Origin of the sequence: Halomonas sp. M20 (genome assembly GCF_020622265.1) — a bacterium.
Lineage (GTDB): Bacteria > Pseudomonadota > Gammaproteobacteria > Pseudomonadales > Halomonadaceae > Modicisalibacter.
Map to the genome: position 1 here is coordinate 70,825 of NZ_JACNMQ010000002.1, position 16,981 is coordinate 87,805.

Sequence of the window (16,981 nt, forward strand, 5' to 3'; positions counted from 1 at the left end):
TTCTAGAGAGCTTCTCGGAAAGTTCAGGCCACTTTATAGACGTAAAGCACGTTAAACGGCCACCCTATGCGATGATGTCGCAATTGTATTTATCAAGGGTTAAATCAATCAGCGGCAGACCGCAACCGTACCCAGTGCGGCACGAGGATCCTTTGGGTAGTAACGCTCGGGTAGGCGTTCGATATGGGTAAACGTCTTGGTATCCTTGAAGGGCATCTTCATGTAGCCGGAAATCCCCAGGCCGCGAATCAACGGCACCGCTTTCAGTATGGCATTCAGACAGTCTTGGAACTCGCGCTCCCGCTCCGGGTCCAGCAGGCGATAGTAGCTGTGAATCTTGAGGTGCGTGGGCAGCGCCTCGAAGATGATCAGCCCGGTATGATGAATGGCATTGAGATTCTCGAGATGGCGAATGATTTCCTCAGGCAGCTGCAAGAACTCCTCCGGATCCGGGCCGTCCTCGAAATAGGAGTGCACCCGAGTCTGATCCTCCAGCTCCGGCGCGGCACTCACCTCATAGGGCAACGTCATGCCTAATTCGGGTACGAAAGGCTCATCAGTACCCTGCCGGTCGATGTGCAGCGTATCCCGGGCATTGAACAGGCAGCTCTTGAACACGCCGCGACGATAGATCGCCCGGGCCAGGTTGACCATATTGTTGACCGCTGCCACGAAAGCAGTCTTGCGTTCGAGATCGTGCAGGTTGAGTACGCTGTCGATGTAGACAGCGTCGATTTCCCAGCGTACTGCAAGCCCGCCTACTACCGGATATTTTCCCAGCCGGCTTACAGCGGCGAGGAAAGCCTTTTCCGTCTCCCCCATGCCCTGCATGAAATTCTTGTAATAGCGATCGAGCTGCACGTCGTTGACATCGTTCAGGGCGTCTCGACCGTCCTCTTCGCGCAGAAACGACTTGCGCGAGCTATAGACCACGGTATCGATTTCCTTCTGGCTGGGTCGCACCCAGACCGGCACCGCGGCGGTTTCGGCCTTTTCCGGTAGATCCACCATCACCGTACGGGCCATGCGCGACATGTGCTCAAGAAAATAGTCGCCTGCCCGGGCCCGGGTTTGCGGATCGGGATCGAGCATGCCATCGAGCATGCGGGCGAACTCCATGGGCAATCCCAGTGACGTGGCGGCGATGGCGCGATGCCCGAACCGGCAGGATTGTGCCGAGGCCAGGGCGTAGAGCGTACCGGCGACTCCCTGCTCATCGAAACGCGGCGACGACAGCGCCCCATTCAACTGCTCCTCGCCGATGAAGTAGACATCCCCCAGGCGCGCATTGGTCTGCTGCAGGTTATCGGACATCAACTCCATGACGCTGGTGGCGACGAACTGCTGATTGGCGTCGAGCTGGGCGAATACCGAGGAACCCCAGTCGATCAGGGCCACCCGCTCATTATCCGGATCGAACACCAGATTGGAGGGCTTGATATCGCCATGCACGATGGGCTTGCCGACGGGGCCGGACTCACGCCGAAGGGCACGCAGCATGTCGGCGAGCTGGGCCGCCAGCTTGACCACCAGACGCGGCGCAAGCCGGCCATGACGCAACGAATACTCTTCGAGATTGATGCCCGGAGCACGCTCCATCACCAGGATCGACTGCTTGCGGATACGCTGAAAGGCAATCAGTTTTGGTACCTGTGGGTGATCCACCTGATCAAGCATGAACGCCTCCTCCTCGAGGCGATCCTGCAACGACTCTGGCAGGGTGATCCGAGTGAACTTGAACACGTACTCCGCATCCGGGGCGTTCTCCTGACTAGCCAACCCAGCGAACACGAAGCCGTAGGCGCCCTTGCCGATCAGTTCGATACGCTGGTACCCAAGCTGCTCGAGCTGGGCCTGGCACAGCGCTACCCAGTCCCGAAGTTTCTTGGCATCGTCGTGGCTGAGCAGGTAGATGGACTGCTCTTCGGGAATGTAGAACTGCTGCAGCGCGTCCTGGGTCATGGCGAATGCCTAATGCATCTTCAACAACATGCTCTGTGGCCCCTGCAGATACGCCTTCCACAGATTACAGAAGCGCGCGATGGTGCCCCCGTCAATGATGCGGTGATCCCCTGACCAGGTAATCGTCATGATCGAACGCGAGACGACATTGCCAGTTTCATCGAAACGCGGCAACTGCTGGGTGCGCCCCAGGGCGACGATGGCGACTTCCGGCACGTTGATGATCGGCGCGGCATAGGTGCCGCCCAGGGCGCCAATATTGGAGATGCTGATGGTGCCGTTCTTGAGATCCGCCTGGCTGACGCGCCCGTCCCGGGCTGCTTGAGTCAGACGCTCCACTTCTGCGGCAATCTCAAGAATGCTCAACCGCTCGACCTGTTTGATGTTGGGCACGATCAGCCCTGCTTTGCTATCCACCGCCATGCCGATGTTGCAGTGAGGCTGGTAAATGATCTCCTTACCATCCTCGCTTATTCGGCTATTGAGAATGGGATACTTCTGCACCGCCAGCGCCATGGCCTTCATGATCAGCGCCATCAGGGTCAGGCGGGTGCCCTGCTTCTCGGCCTCGATTTTCAAATGCCCACGCAGCATCAGCAATTCCGTGACGTCGATCTCGTCGCCATAGCTGAAATGCGGAATGGTCGTCGCGGACTCGACCATACGCCTAGCCATCACCGCCTGCATGCCCTTGATCGGCTCGACGCGAACCTCACCGCTAGTCTCTTGGCGCTTCTTGGAAGTCTCGGCTTTTGCGGCAGAATCTGCGGCCTCGGAGTCCTTGCCACCCTGCTGCGTTTCGCCATCTTTCTCGAAGGCGAGAATGTCTTCCTTGAGCACCCGACCGTCCTTGCCGGAGCCGGGTACGTGTGCGAGCTGTACGCCTAACTCCCGCACCAGCCGTCGCACTGCCGGGCTGGCCGGGATACGCCCGTAAGGGCCCACACCCGAGGTTGAGTCCGATTTGGCCACAGCAAGTGGCGACGCCTTGGCAGGCGCTGGAGCTGCCTCGTTTTCCTGACGATCGTTCTCTTGTTGATCGTTTGCATTGCCCTCGACCGACTCGCTCGCCTGTTCGGGAGTGCCATTCGCCTGGCTCAACGGTGTGTAGGCAAATAACGGCGCATGTACCTTGGCGCTTTCCTGCTCCTTGTAATACAACCGGGTCACACGACCGGCTTCCGGTGCGGTGATTTCCACCAATGCCTTGTCGGTCATGACCTCGACTATCGGCTGATCTTCCTCGATCTCGTCGCCCTCGCTGATCAGCCACTTGACCAGTTCGCATTCGACAATGCCTTCACCGATATCCGGCAGAATAAAATCACTCATGCTGTTCTCCTCAACCTGGAATCGGCTAGTAATCGATGCTCTGCTTGATCGCCTCGAAAATCTTCAGATGATCCGGCATGTACTCCTTCTCCAGGGTCAATGGAAAAGGCGTATCCAGACCGGTCACCCGGGCGATGGGGGATTCCAGATAAAGAAAGCAGCGCTGCTGGATGGTGGCGGCGATTTCCCCGGCAAAACCGCCGGTCAAGGGCGCCTCATGAGTCACCAGTAGTCGCCCGGTCTTGAATACCGACTCGACGACCGTCTCCACGTCCCAGGGTACGATGGTGCGCAGGTCGATGATCTCGCAGGATATGCCTTCTTTCTCGGCAAGCTCCGCGGCCTTGTCGACCATCTCCATCTGGGCGCCCCAGGCCAGCAGGGTAATGCCGTCGCCTTCCTTGAGTATCTCCGCCTTGCCCAAGGGTAGCTGGTAGTCCTCCTCCGGCACCTCGCCTACCGAGGCGCGATAGAGCCGCTTGGGCTCGAAGAACAGCACCGGATCGGGGTCGCGAATCGAGGCCAGCAGAAGCCCCTTGGCTTGATGGGGGTTGCGCGGCACAACGACCTTCAAGCCTGGGGTATGGGCGAAATAAGCCTCCGGGGACTGGGAATGATAAAGCCCACCGGAAATACCGCCGCCATAGGGGGTGCGGATGGTCAGCCCACCGACGTTGAACAGATTGCCGGAGCGGTAGCGGAATTTGGCGGACTCGTTGATGATCTGATCGAAGGCCGGAAAGATGTAATCGGCGAACTGGATCTCCGCTACCGGTTTGGACCCCTGGGCTGCCAAACCGTTGGCGAAGCCGATGATGCCTTGTTCCACCAGGGGGGTATTGAAACAGCGCGCGCGGCCGTACTTTTCCTGCAAGTTGCTGGTAGCACGAAACACGCCGCCGAATACGCCCACGTCCTCGCCGAAGCAGATCACCTTGTCGTCCGCGGCCATAGCGGTATCGAGAGCGTTATTGATGGCCTTGAGCATGTTCATTTCAGGCATTCTCACCACCCTCCTTGGCTGCATTCAGCGATTTAACACCCTTTGGGTAGGCCTCGGGATACTTGCGAATATGCGACTTGAGCTGTTCGAGCTGTTCGATGAGCTGCGGGGTCGTGGTCTCGTAAACGTCAGTGATCAGAGTATCCAAATCCGGTGGCGGCCGCTTCTCGGCGCGCTTCAAGGCCTCCAGAACCTCCCGACGGCAGGTTTCCTGCTCCTGTTTCTCTTCTTCCTCGCTCCACCAGCCCTTGCTTTCGAGCCACAGTCGCATGCGGCGTACCGGGTCCTTGTCCCGCCAGTTCTCTTCCTCTTTCTTGCTACGATAACCGGACGGGTCATCCGAGGAGGAGTGGGCCGCCAGGCGATAGGTCATCGCCTCGATCAGCACCGGCTTGTTGTTCTCCACTGCCCACTCCCGGGCCTTGGCGGTGGCCTGATAGACCGCCAGGATGTCGTTGCCATCGACCCGAATCACCTTCATGTGATAGCCAAAGGCTCGCGGGGCGATGCCGTCTGCGGAGAACTGCTCGTGTGCGGGGGTGGAAATAGCATAACCGTTGTTGCGACACAGGAAGATCACCGGCACCTGATGCACCGAGGCCATGTTGAGCGCCGCGTGAAAATCGCCTTCCGAGGCCGCGCCTTCACCGAAGATAGTGACCGTGCAATGCCCCTGCCCGGCCATTTTTTGGCCGTAGGCATAGCCGGTAGCCTGGGGAATCTGGGTCGCCAGCGGCGATGAGATGGTCATGTAGTGCAGCTTTTCGGAGCCGTAGTGCACCGGCATCTGACGCCCCTTGCCATAGTCGCGGTCGTTGCCGAACAGCTGGTTCATGAACTCATCGACCTCGAAACCGCGATAGGCAAGTGCCCCCTGCTCCCGGTACTGGGCCATGATCATATCTTCGTCTGCAAGCGCCGCCGTGCTGCCGACGATCGAGGCTTCCTCGCCGGTACACTGCATGTAGAAACTTAGCCTCCCCTGGCGCTGGGCGGCCAGCATGCGCTCGTCGAGCACCCGAGTGAATAGCATGGCGCGATAGATTCGCAGCGCCTTGTCGCGATCGAGATCCGGGAGCTTGGCATTCTTGTAGGCGGTGCCGTCCTGCTTGAGCAGTTTGAAGACGGGAACGCGAAATTCGTCACCGTCCATGAAGCTCGGGGTGTGAACGATGGTCGCCTTGTTCGTTGTACTCATGGTTGCGCTTCCTTGTTCTCTTCCCGGGGTGGGGGTCGAGGAAGTACGTGGCCTTGTGGGCCTGCGTATTCGTCAACTCATTCAGCAATTCCTAACCATACTGTAGTCAGTGTTGTCGCCGGGGGGTAATGGCGGCATGACAATATACAGTTGACGTTAACGTAAGATAGAGGAATAAAGGCGGGATTGTCAGCAGGCGGGAATGCAACGTTAGTCTAGGCTATGCCTGAAAAGTCGACGAGCGATGGCCAGACAAGGCAAAAATCGACGAAAAGACGGAGTTTACGCAGTGTAAATGAGTACTTTGAGTCGGTTTTTAACGCTGTATGGGCGAGCGCAGGCACTTTTCAGGCATAGCCTAGGTCGCGCTTCAGTAGTGGATACGCACGTCATGGACGCGGCAATAGCAAGGCATCTTCGATGGCGATAAAGCGGGAGGCTGAGCGCACCAGGGATTCCGCGGTCAGCTTAGCCACGCCATACACTTCAGAGGCGGTATCGAAGCGTTGCCGTATGCGCTGAAGCAGCAGATCGAAATCCCCGTCGCCGGAGACGAGAATGAGCCTGTCGACCCGTTCGGCGAGTTCGATGGCATCAAGGGCGATCCCCACGTCCCAATCGCCCTTGGCGGAGCCGTCCCGACGTTGAATATAGGGCTTCAACTTCACCTCGAAGCCGATGCCCCGCAGGATATTCTGGAATTGACGCTGCTTCTCGTCGCCGCGATTCACAGCATAAGCGATGGCCGCGACCACCTCGCGCTCCGCCGTAGCCCGGGCCCAGAAGGCGTTATAGTCGAAGTGCCGACCAAAGGCCTGTCTCGTCGTGTAGTAGACATTTTGCACATCCACCAGAATCGCGACTTTTTCTCCGCTCATGACATCCTCTTTCGTCGGTCTCGCACCGGTACTCGGCCATTGCTGCTATCATGGCGGCCCGTTGTGCACCCGCCTTGATGACCTCCGAGTATACCCGATGACTGATCAGCCCTTCTCCAACCTTGCCCTGCAGTCTGAACTTCTTAAGGCGCTGGACATTCTCGGCTACGAGTATATGACACCCATTCAGGCGGCCAGCCTGCCACCGCTGCTGGCGGGCGACGACCTGATCGCTCAGGCGCGCACCGGCAGCGGCAAGACCGCCGCCTTCGGCCTGGGTCTGTTGCAAAACCTGGAAGTGGATCGCAGCGATGTGCAAGCCTTGGTACTGTGCCCTACTCGGGAGCTTGCGGATCAGGTCGCAAAAGCACTGCGGGCTCTTGCCCGCGCCCTGCCCAACGTCAAGATTCTCACTCTCTGTGGCGGCACACCCATCGGCCCACAGCTTGCTTCCCTGGCCCATGGCGCCCATATCCTGGTGGGCACACCCGGGCGCATCGACGATCATCTGCGCAAAGGCTCGCTTACTCTCGACAGCGTCAACCAACTGGTTCTTGATGAAGCCGATCGCATGCTCGACATGGGCTTTCGCGAGACGCTGGAACGTATCGTCGCAGGACTGCCGGAACGTCGTCAGACATTATTGTTCTCGGCGACCTTTCCCGAGGATATCGAGACACTGAGCGCGGCGATTCAGCACCAGCCTCAACGTATCACCGTCGATAGCCCTGTCGCTCATGAGTCGATTCAGCAGCTGGCTTTCACCGTGGAGAGGCCAGACAAGTTCGACGCGGCCATCGCGCTACTACTGCACTATAGGCCTGAATCCGCACTGCTGTTCTGCAATACAAAGCGCGACTGTGATGCGCTGGCGGCACATCTGAATACGCAAGGGTTCAGCGCCCTGGCGCTGCATGGCGATCTAGAGCAGCGCCAGCGGGATCAGGTGTTAGTGCGCTTTTCCAATCGCAGCGTCAATCTGCTGGTGGCCACGGACGTCGCCTCTCGCGGACTGGACGTGGCAGGGCTTGACGCAGTGATCAGCGTGGACCCGACCCCGGATGCGGAGATTCATCTGCATCGCATCGGCCGCACCGGCCGTGCCGGGGAAAGCGGTTTAGCGCTGTCGCTTTTCACCCCCCAGGAAACCCATCGCCGCGAGCGCATCGAGACCTATCAGGGCAGCGCTCTCGTGGACGGCCCACCAGAAGCCCTTGAAAGCACATTGCGCGCGAATGATCTCAAGCAGTACGCGCCGATGGTTACCCTGGATATCGATGGCGGGCGCAAGCAGAAGCTACGACCGGGGGATGTGGTCGGCGCTCTGACACGCGGCGGCGCACTGACCCAGGAACAGATCGGCAAGATCGATGTATTCGATACCGCCACCTATGTGGCAGTCCACAACAAGGTGGCCAAGCAAGCGCTGAAACAGATTCAGGAAGGCCGCATCAAGGGCAAGCGCTTTCGCGCGCGGCTGCTGCGCTGAGACATCAAGACAGGGTCAATGCACCGTCCCGATCGCGGCCATCTCGTCCTCTTCGCCTTCCCATAGTTGCGTGCGGGTAATGGCACGATCGATCATATCCTGAGCGACTTCGAAGCGGCTCCGGCGCAGCAGATCGGCGGCTTCTTCGGAGAAGCGAATGCGCACCAAGGGTTCGCCTTCGTGTTCGGCGCTGCGCAATACGATTTCACCATCATCGAGTTCGACGATTTCCAGTACGGCTGTCTCGGACACGCTCACCTCCGCTTGGGAACAAGGCAACAAAAAACGACCAAGACGAAGTGCCATGGTCGTTTCAAACTGAAGGCATGGTATCACTTTGAAGGCTACTAGGTCACCATTCGACGCTGGTTTCGCGTAGGTCGAGCAGCAACGTCTTGAACTCCTCGATACACCAAGGCAGTTCGTCCGCCAGCACTCTGCGATCCGCAGCCGCGATCAGCGACTGACTCGTTTCACGTCGCGCAGCGCCTTCAACGCTTTGCAAGGCGTCCAGACGCAGGATAAGGAGGTTCAACCAGCTGTCAGGCATCCTTGCCAGCGCTCGAAGACGCTCGACCTCGGCGATTTTATCGCTCTGATCTTTCTCGTGCTCAAGCAACAACTCACGCCAATCATGCCGCGCCAAGCGGGCATGCTCGGTGACCTCGCGCAGAGCGGCATTAAGGGCCAGTTCGAGCAGTGCAAGCGCTCCTTCCTCGCAGGCCATACGCCGGGCAGCGACATGCTCGTCATCTACTGTCGGTACCACGAGCAGCAATTCAGCTTGATAAAGCAGCTGATTGGTGCGCCCGCGCGGCGTCACTTGCGCTTGTCCTCGATCTGCCATTTGCCGTTGTCGAAGGTGGCTTTCCAACCGGTGGCCTTGCCCTCTTCATCGGTCATGACGTACTGGCTCTTGACCTTGCGCGAGAAGCGAATCTGTGCCGGACGACCGTCCGGGTCCTCACTGGGTGCATCAAGCAGGAAATGATACTTCTCCGGCAGCTCGTCAGCGTGGGCCTTGAGCTCCTTGACCAGAGGCGGACGCGTCTCGCGATTCTTGGGAAACTGGCTGGCCGCCAGGAACAGACCGCTGGCGCCGTCACGCAAGACGTAGTGATCGTTGACCTTCTGACAAGCAAGTTCCGGCATCGGAATCGGGTCCATCTTGGGCGGCGCCGCCTCGCCGCTTCTGAGCAGTTTGCGGGTGTTCTTGCAATTTTCATTGGTGCAGCCGAAGTACTTGCCGAAACGCCCAGTCTTCAGCTGCATTTCGCTGCCGCACTTGTCGCATTCAATGGTCGGGCCTTCGTAGCCCTTGATGCGAAAACGCCCCTGCTCGATCTCGTAGCCCTCGCAGTCCGGGCTGTTGCCACAGATGTGCAGTTTGCGGGTCTCGTCGATCAGGTAGCTGTCCATGGCGGTACCGCACTTGGGGCAACGTCGCTTGGCGCGCAGCGCCTGGGTTTCCGCATCCTCCCCCGCATCCTCGGCGACCGCCTCATCGCCTGGAATCAAGTCGATGGTGGTCTTGCAGCGCTCCTTGGGCGGCAGGTTGTAGCCGGAGCAACCCAGAAACACCCCGGTGGAGGCGGTGCGAATCTGCATCTTGCGTCCGCAGGTCGGGCAGTCGATGTCCGTGGGCACCGGCTGGTTGGGCCGCATACCGTCTTCACTTTCGGCCCGCTCGAGCTTGGCGCGGAACTCCGCATAGAAGTCATCGAGTAGCGCCCGCCAGTTGCGTTCGCCCTCGGCCACTTCATCGAGGCTGTCCTCCATGCGTGCAGTGAAGCCGTAATCCATCAGATCATCGAAAGATTCCGTGAGCCGGTCGGTGACGATGTCGCCGAGCTTTTCGGCATAGAAGCGCCGACTGTCGAGCCGCACATAGCCCCGATCCTGAATGGTCGAAATGATCGAGGCATAGGTCGAGGGTCGGCCTATACCGCGTTTTTCCAGCTCCTTGACCAGGCTGGCCTCGGTATAGCGGGCTGTGGGCTTGGTAAAGTGCTGCTGAGGGTCGAGCTTTTCCAGAGTCAGCGCCGTGCCTTCGGCAATGTCCGGCAGCGTCTGGTCCTCGTCCTTCTTGCCGGCAGGCTTCATTACCCGGGTATAGCCGTCGAACTTGAGCACCCGCCCCTTGGCGCGCAGCTCATAGCCTTCGCTCTCGACGGTCAGGGTGGTGGAGAGATACTCCGCCGGCGGCATTTGACAGGCCACGAACTGGCGCCAGATCAGTTCATAGAGGCGCTCCGCATCCCGCTCCATGCCGGCAAGATCGCTTGCGGTACGGGTCACCTCGGAAGGACGGATCGCCTCGTGAGCTTCCTGGGCCCCTTCCTTGCTGGAGTAGCGGTTGGGTGATTCCGGCAGGTAGCGCCTGCCGAATTCATCCTGAATGTAGTCACGCACACCGTTCACCGCATCCTGAGACAGGTTGGTGGAGTCGGTCCGCATGTAGGTGATGTAGCCGGCCTCATAGAGACGCTGAGCCAGGGTCATGGTCTTTTTCACCGAGAAACCCAGACGGCCACTGGCGGCCTGCTGCAGTGTCGAGGTGATGAACGGCGCGTTGGGCTTGGAGCGGGTCGGCTTCTCTTCCCGGCCGGTAATCGTGAGACTGGCTTTTTCGAGACCGGCTATACGCTCGAGGGTTTCCTTCTCGGAGGTCGGCCGAAATGGCTTGCCGTCCTGACGCACCAGTTCGAAGCGAATTGATTCCCCGTCGGCACTTGCCAGGTCCGCATGAACATCCCAGAACTCTTCCGGCACGAAGGCGCGGATTTCCCGCTCCCGCTCGACGATCAAGCGCACCGCCACGGATTGCACACGTCCTGCGGACAAGCCACGCGCGACCTTGGCCCACAACAGCGGCGAGAGCATGAAGCCCACCACCCGATCGAGGAAGCGCCGTGTCTGTTGCGCCTCCACCCGAGGCACATTGAGGTTGCCAGGCTCTTTGAAGGCTTCCTTGATGGCGTTCTTGGTGATCTCGTTGAACACCACGCGCTTGTAGCGGGCTTCATCACCGCCGATGATTTCCTTCAGATGCCAGGCAATGGCTTCTCCTTCCCGGTCCCGGTCCGTGGCTAGATAGATGGCATCGGCCTTCTCGGCGAGCTTGGCAAGCTCCGCCACTACCTTCTCCTTGCCCGGCAATATCTCGTAGTTGGCCTCCCAGCCGTGTTCCGGGTCGATGCCCATGCGCCGTACCAGCTGCGTCCAGGCCTTCTCCTTTTGGTAGGCTGCCTTTTTCTGGGGCGACATCTTGCGGGTAGCCGCTGCCTGGCGAGCACGCTCCTTGGGGTCGGTGGCCTGCTTGCCCGAGCCGCTGGTAGGCAGATCGCGAATATGGCCCACACTCGACTTCACGACGAAGTCGTTGCCGAGGTACTTGTTGATCGTCTTGGCCTTGGCTGGCGACTCGACGATGACCAATGACTTGCCCATAGTGCTCCAGTTTTCTCGAGCCCAGGTCCATGGAAGGTTCCGTCGACCTTGGCAGCGTGTACGTCGTGCCAGTGTATGATTCCGGCGTAAAATGCGCCTACCCTACCCCAGCCATTCCTGCTGCGCCAGTTGTGCGCAGGCACCACAGAGCCACGGCAATGGCCAATAGCATCCCGAGGCTAGCCGCCACACGGGACTCTATGCAAGCATGCTCCGAAAATGGAGCAGGCCGAAAAGATAATATTAACGTTCGTTTATCAACCTGGGCCAGCTGAATGGCTGGGAAATCGAGTCGGGGGGTGACGAATATGAAGAGCAGGCAGCTCTATACCAATACACCCCGGCCGCTCTCGCGACCAGGGTGTTGGGTATAGCCGGGCTCACGCAGATTCAGGCGGTCTCAGCTCGATTTGGAACCCTTGGGTGGGGTTGATTTACTCGTCTTTGGAGATGCCTTCTTACGCGTGCCACTCTTTCGAGTGGCCTTTGCCTTGCGCGGTTTTGCCCTGGATGAAGCGGCTTTGTCCGAAGCAGCCATGTTCGAAGCAGTCTTAGTCTTGTCCGAATTCGAACGAACCTGAGCAGAATCCTGCGCCTGAGCCGAGGCCTTTTCACTACCCGAATCAGTCGCCTTGACTGGCGTCGTTTCCTTAGCTGGCGTCGGCTCTTTGGCAGGTTTGGCTCGGGCGAAGAGCTGCTTGACCACGGCCAGGCGCGAACGGGTCTTGTCGTCCAGGGGTTCGCTTGCTTTCACTACCTGCTCGATATGGGTCTCGTAGGTCTCGATGGTGGCGCGGTCTTCACCCTTCAGCATGGCCGGTATCGCCTCCATGGCCGCATGACCGTCCATGTTGAGAATTTCAAACTCATCGCGTACCAATGTCTTGAAACGGTTCAGATCGATATCGGACCCCATTTCATCACGGGTCGCCTTCAGGCGTTGGAAGTTGCGTTCATCCGTGGTGGGAGAGCCCCCTAGCGCAAAAATGAGCGCGCGTACCGAGGCCTGGACGATATCTCCGTCAGCCACGGAATCCCGCAGCATCTGCTTGCGCTGCTCCATGAAACGACGATGTTCCGGAGAGGCGCCGGGCAAAGGCAGCGGGCGCTGATCGTCTGCCCGGAGCCCCATCAGTATCTGCAACCAGGGCTGGCCGTAAACCTTCATGAACATTCGTTCCGTGGCCTGGTCACGCAAATCGCGAAACGCGTTCAGGCCATGAACGATCTGATCCGACAGCATCCCTTCGAATATCTTGAATGGGTTGTCCGCCCCGACCTGATGACGATTGGCCTTGATCTTGTCCGCCAGTACCGGTAGCGGAGCAGCGGCAGGGTTGCGATCGGAAAGCAGCCGATAGCCGACTTTCAGAGGGTGCGAGCGGCGTAATAGACTGGCCGCCTGAGGTGTCATCACCGCCTTGACCAAGGGCTGCAAGTAACGACGATAGAGCCCCAGGTTGATGTTCGAAATTCGGGAGACGGTGGCAAAGCGTCGTTCGTCCTCGAGATTGGTCTTGACGATACTGTTGATGTCATCGAAATCCCGAGTGGCAAATTCGAGTAGATAATCACCGTCGATCAAATCCGGATTAGCCAGGGTGGCATCGCGCTTGTTGACCTTGGCTTCATACAAGCCTGGCGGCAAGATATCGATGTAATCCATGTTTGCGGTGAATTCGGTATGCTCCTTGCGCGAAACGCTGCCGGATACAAAGATCCCCAGATGCCCGGTCGTGTCATGGATGCAGTAAACAATAGTCTGGTCATGGGCCTGAATATCTTCCACGCTATCGTAGAGATCATCGATCCAGCCAATCGCTTGGGGCGGTGGCGTGATGTCGTCACCTTGAGAGCAGAACACCACGATGGGCGAACGCACATTGCGCAAGTCGATGCGTCGCCCATCCCGGGTGAGCAGCTGAGACGTGCTCAGGCGGTTGCCGATGAACAGGTTATCGACGATATACTGTATCTCTTCGCTGTTGAGCACTACGTGGCCACCCCACCAGCGCTCGAAATCCAGATAGCGCTGCGCCTCTTTATCGACATTGGCGTAGAGATTGTACTGCTTGCTCCAGAGCGTATTGGCGGGATTGAGCTTCTCGAAGTTCTGTACCAGCCAGGCACCGTCAAAATGGCCATCACCCAGATCGCCGACCAAAGCCGTCAGCCAGCTACCTCCCATCATGCCCGCGGAATAACGCATCGGGGCCTTGCCCCGCTCGCCTGCCCAATAGGAGAGAGGAGCGCCGGCAATGAGAATGGGGCCGAAGCACTCCGGTTCCAGGGCAGCCGCCATCATGATCTGCCAACCGGCCTGACAGTTGCCTACTACCATGGGCCGTTCGGCGACATCAGGATGACGCTCGATGACATGGCGCAGGAACTGCACTTCCGCTTCGACGACATCCCCGACGGTCTGGCCCGGTTGGGGAAACGGAAGAAAGCCGATGAAATAACACGGGTGCCCAGCGCGGAGCGCCACACCCAGTTCACTGTCCGGCTTGAAGCCTCCGATACCGGGGCCGTGACCTGCCCGGGGGTCGACCACCACGAAGGGGCGCATGCTTTCGTCGATCTCGACGCCTTCGGGGGGCAAGATGCGCATCAGTTCGTAATTGACGGGATAAGGCAGATCGCGCCCATCCATCAATACTTCGGAATCGAAACCCAGCACGTTAGGCTTGGTCTCTTTCATGTGGGCAAGATACTGATTGCCGCGCTGGCGCATGACGTCTAGGTAGAGCACGCTGCGCTCACCGGCGTCACGCCAATAATCGATCGCGGCTTTACCCAACCCCAACGGGTCCCACACAGGACGCGTCATTTCCACGAAGGAAGCAGTGAGAAGGAACATGTCTTGGCTCCGTAGGTGAAATTGCTGCGCTGCAAGATAACGTTCTCGCCATTCTAACCGTATTGAAGTCTGACGTCAGTTACTATGAGTTAAACCATTAAAAAGAGAGGACCAGCACTCATTTTTCAGATTTTTATAGGATTACCCATTCACTAACAGCTCACATCCGATGATAAAAAATGCGCCCGACCAAGATCGGGCGCATTGAACGGACGGATTGAACGGCTAAATTGGTGCCCATACACCGCTTCGAGAGAAAGCCATCATACATCCGAGCCAGGCGTTCCTTTTATGGGCTCCTCGGTTGCAGTCCGAGTGCTATCGCTGGTCGCATATGAATTGAGGCTCCCTGTGGTGCGGTAAGTACTCTCCTGATCGCGCTGACGCGATTGCCAGGCCAGGGCGCCTAGCCCTGCGACAATGCCATACTTCAAGGTCTTGCCTATGAGACTGCGCCCTCCTCGACTACTGACCAGCAGGCCTACGAGACCGCCGGCAAGCGCACTGCGAGTATCGACACCATGCTCGCGAGAGGAGTCGCACAGTTCCCCTGCCGCCTTGGTCAACTGATTCAAAGCGCCTTTATCTTCCATAACGTCTTCTCCTTAGGGGTAAAACAACATTGATGATCTGATCCTATTAGGTTCCAGAATGGCCTATCACGCAAGGCTTCAACTACAAGAAAGCGTAGCTTGCTTCAATAAAAAAACCCCATGGCCTGGGCGCATGGGGTTGAGAGCTGATACACACTGCGACTACTTGACTTCGACACCGTGCGCTTGCTTGTCCGCATGATAGGACGAACGCACCAGCGGCCCGGAAGCAACATGAGTAAAGCCCATTGCCTTGCCTTGCTCGGCAAACCAGTCAAAGGTATCCGGATGCACCCAGCGATCCACGGGCAAGTGGTTACGGGAAGGCTGCATGTACTGCCCCAGGGTCAGCATGTCCACATCGTGAGCACGCAGATCGCGCATCACCTCAATGACCTCCTCATCGGTCTCGCCGACACCAAGCATCAGCCCGGACTTGGTCAACACGTCAGGGCGGCGTGCCTTGTAGCCCTTGAGTAGATCCAGAGACCACTGGTAGTCCGCTCCAGGGCGCACCCGGCGATAGATCGACGGCACGGTTTCCAGATTGTGGTTGAAGACGTCCGGCGGCGTCTGCTCGAGAATATCCAATGCCTTTTGCATCCTACCGCGAAAATCCGGCACCAGCACTTCGATCTCGATCGACGGGCTGTCGTTACGAATTTCCCGAATGCAGTCGACGAAATGCTGAGCCCCGCCATCGCGCAGATCGTCACGATCCACCGAGGTGACCACGACATATTTCAAGCGCATCTCGGCGATGGCTTCGGCCAATTCCCGCGGCTCGTTCTCGTTGAGCGCGTTGGGACGACCATGAGCCACATCGCAGAAGGGGCAGCGTCGGGTGCAGATGTCGCCCATGATCATGAAGGTGGCAGTGCCGCCATTGAAGCACTCACCAATGTTGGGGCAAGTGGCTTCCTCACAGACGGTATGCAGACCATGCTTGCGCAGCGTCTGCTTTATGCGCGTCACTTCCTGAGATACCGGCATGCGTACCCGCAGCCAATCGGGCTTCTTGGGCAGCGTCTCGGTGGGAATCACCTTCACCGGAATGCGCGCCACCTTGTCGGCACCACGCAATTTGACGCCCCGCTCGGCACGGGGTTTCTTGGGGGCCGTAGTGGCCCGTTCCTGACTAGCGACGGTGGTATCGGTCATCGGTCCTATCCTGCTGTTCGGGAAGAATCGGCGGTTAACTCGGACATGACCCCCTGGGGCATGCCTCGGCACTCATTGATGCTGTCATCACCCAGCCGCGCGACCAGGCACTGCAACAGGCGGGTCGCTTGTTCATCGATATCCGGGCGGTGCTCGCTCAGATCGCATAGCTGAGTCATGCTCAAACCGGCATAGCCGCATGGGTTGATACGAGCGAAGGGCGCAAGATCCATGTAGATATTGAATGCAACCCCATGAAAACTGCAACCCCGGCGGATGCGCAGGCCCAAGGATGCAATCTTGGCATCACCAACATAAACCCCAGGCGCCTCGGCGCGGGGATGCGCCTCGACACCTTGTTCGGCCAGCACGTCGATCACACTGCCTTCCAGGGCCGTAACCAGCTCACGTACCCCCAGCTTACGCCGGCGCACATCCAGCAGCGGATACATGACCATTTGGCCCGGGCCGTGATAGGTCACTTGCCCCCCTCGATCGGTATGCACCACGGGGATGTCGCCGGGAACGAGCACATGCTCGGGGCGGCCAGCCTGTCCCTGGGTGAATACCGGCTCGTGTTCGACGAGCCAGATTTCATCCCGAGACGTCGAATCCCGACGATCGGTGAACGCACGCATGGCACGCCACACCGGGGCATAGGGCAAGCAGCCCAGACGATAAACGTCCAGTGCGGCCATTCATAGCACCATGTGGACACGACCCGTCGCCTTGAGCGCGGCAAACAGAGTCTTTAGCTGATCGTTACCGGTAGCGGTAATTGTCACCCGCAGCGACTGAAACCGCCCCTTGCGACTATCGACTGCCGTAACGGCATTGCTCTCGAAACCCGGCACATGCGCCTTGAGCACCTCGACGATGGCTGCCTGAAAATCCGGCGCAGCATTACCCACGATCTTGAGTGGGTAATCACAGGGAAACACGATCTTGGGAGCCGGCTGAGAGTCTTCGGTGCGTAAATCCCGCAAAGACTTGTCACTCATGATGATTACTCGGCAACTCTATTTCCGAGTATTCTACTCAACCTTTGCATCATG

At 58.7% G+C, this 16,981-nt stretch carries 14 protein-coding genes; 1 reads left to right on the plus strand and 13 read right to left on the minus strand.

Going from position 1 to position 16,981, the window contains the following annotated elements; all coding sequences use genetic code 11:
* Positions 1 to 108 precede the first annotated feature (108 nt).
* From H7850_RS05975 to H7850_RS05995, 5 genes are all read right to left on the minus strand, one after another.
* On the minus strand, positions 109 to 1,962 hold the full coding sequence (locus H7850_RS05975) for a protein kinase domain-containing protein (protein ID WP_227368614.1): 1,854 nt from the start codon (positions 1,960 to 1,962) through the stop codon (positions 109 to 111).
* A gap of 9 nt (positions 1,963 to 1,971) precedes the next feature.
* Positions 1,972 to 3,294 carry a 2-oxo acid dehydrogenase subunit E2 gene (locus H7850_RS05980; protein ID WP_227368615.1) on the minus strand — a complete coding sequence of 441 codons (1,323 nt, stop codon included), beginning with the start codon at positions 3,292 to 3,294 and terminating at the stop codon, positions 1,972 to 1,974.
* A 25-nt stretch (positions 3,295 to 3,319) separates the two neighbouring features.
* Entirely contained in the window at positions 3,320 to 4,297 is a 978-nt protein-coding gene (locus tag H7850_RS05985) for an alpha-ketoacid dehydrogenase subunit beta (RefSeq protein WP_227368616.1), read from the minus strand.
* Complete coding sequence (locus H7850_RS05990) at positions 4,290 to 5,495, minus strand: thiamine pyrophosphate-dependent dehydrogenase E1 component subunit alpha (protein WP_227368617.1); 1,206 nt, start codon at positions 5,493 to 5,495, stop codon at positions 4,290 to 4,292. The genes H7850_RS05985 and H7850_RS05990 overlap by 8 nt, the downstream gene beginning before the upstream one ends.
* Positions 5,496 to 5,884: 389 nt before the next feature.
* A complete protein-coding gene (locus H7850_RS05995) occupies positions 5,885 to 6,373 on the minus strand; it encodes an NYN domain-containing protein (protein ID WP_227368618.1) in 489 nt (162 codons plus the stop codon).
* A gap of 97 nt (positions 6,374 to 6,470) precedes the next feature.
* Between H7850_RS05995 and dbpA the strand changes: the two genes are divergently transcribed.
* Positions 6,471 to 7,862, plus strand: a complete 1,392-nt coding sequence (dbpA, locus tag H7850_RS06000) for an ATP-dependent RNA helicase DbpA (RefSeq protein ID WP_227368619.1) — start codon at positions 6,471 to 6,473, stop codon at positions 7,860 to 7,862.
* Between the two features lie 15 nt (positions 7,863 to 7,877).
* Here the strand turns inward: dbpA and H7850_RS06005 are convergent, their stop codons facing one another.
* The 8 genes from H7850_RS06005 to H7850_RS06040 all read right to left on the minus strand — a co-directional run bounded on the left by H7850_RS06005 (position 7,878) and on the right by H7850_RS06040 (position 16,927).
* Entirely contained in the window at positions 7,878 to 8,114 is a 237-nt protein-coding gene (locus H7850_RS06005; RefSeq protein WP_227368620.1) for a hypothetical protein, read from the minus strand.
* Between the two features lie 100 nt (positions 8,115 to 8,214).
* Positions 8,215 to 8,685, minus strand: coding sequence for a DUF6586 family protein (locus H7850_RS06010; protein WP_227368621.1), 471 nt, complete (start codon positions 8,683 to 8,685; stop codon positions 8,215 to 8,217).
* Complete coding sequence (gene topA, locus H7850_RS06015; RefSeq protein WP_227368622.1) at positions 8,682 to 11,312, minus strand: type I DNA topoisomerase; 2,631 nt, start codon at positions 11,310 to 11,312, stop codon at positions 8,682 to 8,684. Before topA ends, H7850_RS06010 begins: the two co-directional genes overlap by 4 nt.
* Positions 11,313 to 11,712: 400 nt before the next feature.
* Complete coding sequence (locus H7850_RS06020; RefSeq protein WP_227368623.1) at positions 11,713 to 14,172, minus strand: DUF3141 domain-containing protein; 2,460 nt, start codon at positions 14,170 to 14,172, stop codon at positions 11,713 to 11,715.
* Positions 14,173 to 14,435: 263 nt separating this feature from the next.
* Positions 14,436 to 14,765, minus strand: a complete 330-nt coding sequence (locus tag H7850_RS06025) for a DUF533 domain-containing protein (RefSeq protein ID WP_227368624.1) — start codon at positions 14,763 to 14,765, stop codon at positions 14,436 to 14,438.
* A gap of 162 nt (positions 14,766 to 14,927) precedes the next feature.
* Entirely contained in the window at positions 14,928 to 15,926 is a 999-nt protein-coding gene (lipA, locus tag H7850_RS06030) for a lipoyl synthase (protein ID WP_227368625.1), read from the minus strand.
* Positions 15,927 to 15,931: 5 nt separating this feature from the next.
* Positions 15,932 to 16,624 carry a lipoyl(octanoyl) transferase LipB gene (gene lipB, locus H7850_RS06035; RefSeq protein ID WP_227368626.1) on the minus strand — a complete coding sequence of 231 codons (693 nt, stop codon included), beginning with the start codon at positions 16,622 to 16,624 and terminating at the stop codon, positions 15,932 to 15,934.
* Positions 16,625 to 16,927 (minus strand): YbeD family protein, encoded by a 303-nt coding sequence (locus tag H7850_RS06040; protein WP_227368627.1) that lies wholly within the window; start codon positions 16,925 to 16,927, stop codon positions 16,625 to 16,627. It abuts the gene before it with no gap.
* Between the last annotated feature and the right edge of the window lie 54 nt (positions 16,928 to 16,981).

What these genes read in the sequence shown, in the direction of transcription:
- H7850_RS06020 (WP_227368623.1), bottom strand. Translation starts at nt 14,172, where the DNA reads ATGTTCCTTCTCACTGCTTCCTTCGTGGAAATGACGCGTCCTGTGTGG.
- H7850_RS05995 (WP_227368618.1), bottom strand. Translation starts at nt 6,373, where the DNA reads ATGAGCGGAGAAAAAGTCGCGATTCTGGTGGATGTGCAAAATGTCTAC.
- topA (WP_227368622.1), bottom strand. Translation starts at nt 11,312, where the DNA reads ATGGGCAAGTCATTGGTCATCGTCGAGTCGCCAGCCAAGGCCAAGACG.
- H7850_RS05980 (WP_227368615.1), bottom strand. Translation starts at nt 3,294, where the DNA reads ATGAGTGATTTTATTCTGCCGGATATCGGTGAAGGCATTGTCGAATGC.
- H7850_RS05975 (WP_227368614.1), bottom strand. Translation starts at nt 1,962, where the DNA reads ATGACCCAGGACGCGCTGCAGCAGTTCTACATTCCCGAAGAGCAGTCC.
- H7850_RS05990 (WP_227368617.1), bottom strand. Translation starts at nt 5,495, where the DNA reads ATGAGTACAACGAACAAGGCGACCATCGTTCACACCCCGAGCTTCATG.
- dbpA (WP_227368619.1), top strand. Translation starts at nt 6,471, where the DNA reads ATGACTGATCAGCCCTTCTCCAACCTTGCCCTGCAGTCTGAACTTCTT.
- H7850_RS05985 (WP_227368616.1), bottom strand. Translation starts at nt 4,297, where the DNA reads ATGCCTGAAATGAACATGCTCAAGGCCATCAATAACGCTCTCGATACC.
- lipB (WP_227368626.1), bottom strand. Translation starts at nt 16,624, where the DNA reads ATGGCCGCACTGGACGTTTATCGTCTGGGCTGCTTGCCCTATGCCCCG.
- H7850_RS06040 (WP_227368627.1), bottom strand. Translation starts at nt 16,927, where the DNA reads ATGAGTGACAAGTCTTTGCGGGATTTACGCACCGAAGACTCTCAGCCG.
- H7850_RS06025 (WP_227368624.1), bottom strand. Translation starts at nt 14,765, where the DNA reads ATGGAAGATAAAGGCGCTTTGAATCAGTTGACCAAGGCGGCAGGGGAA.
- lipA (WP_227368625.1), bottom strand. Translation starts at nt 15,926, where the DNA reads ATGACCGATACCACCGTCGCTAGTCAGGAACGGGCCACTACGGCCCCC.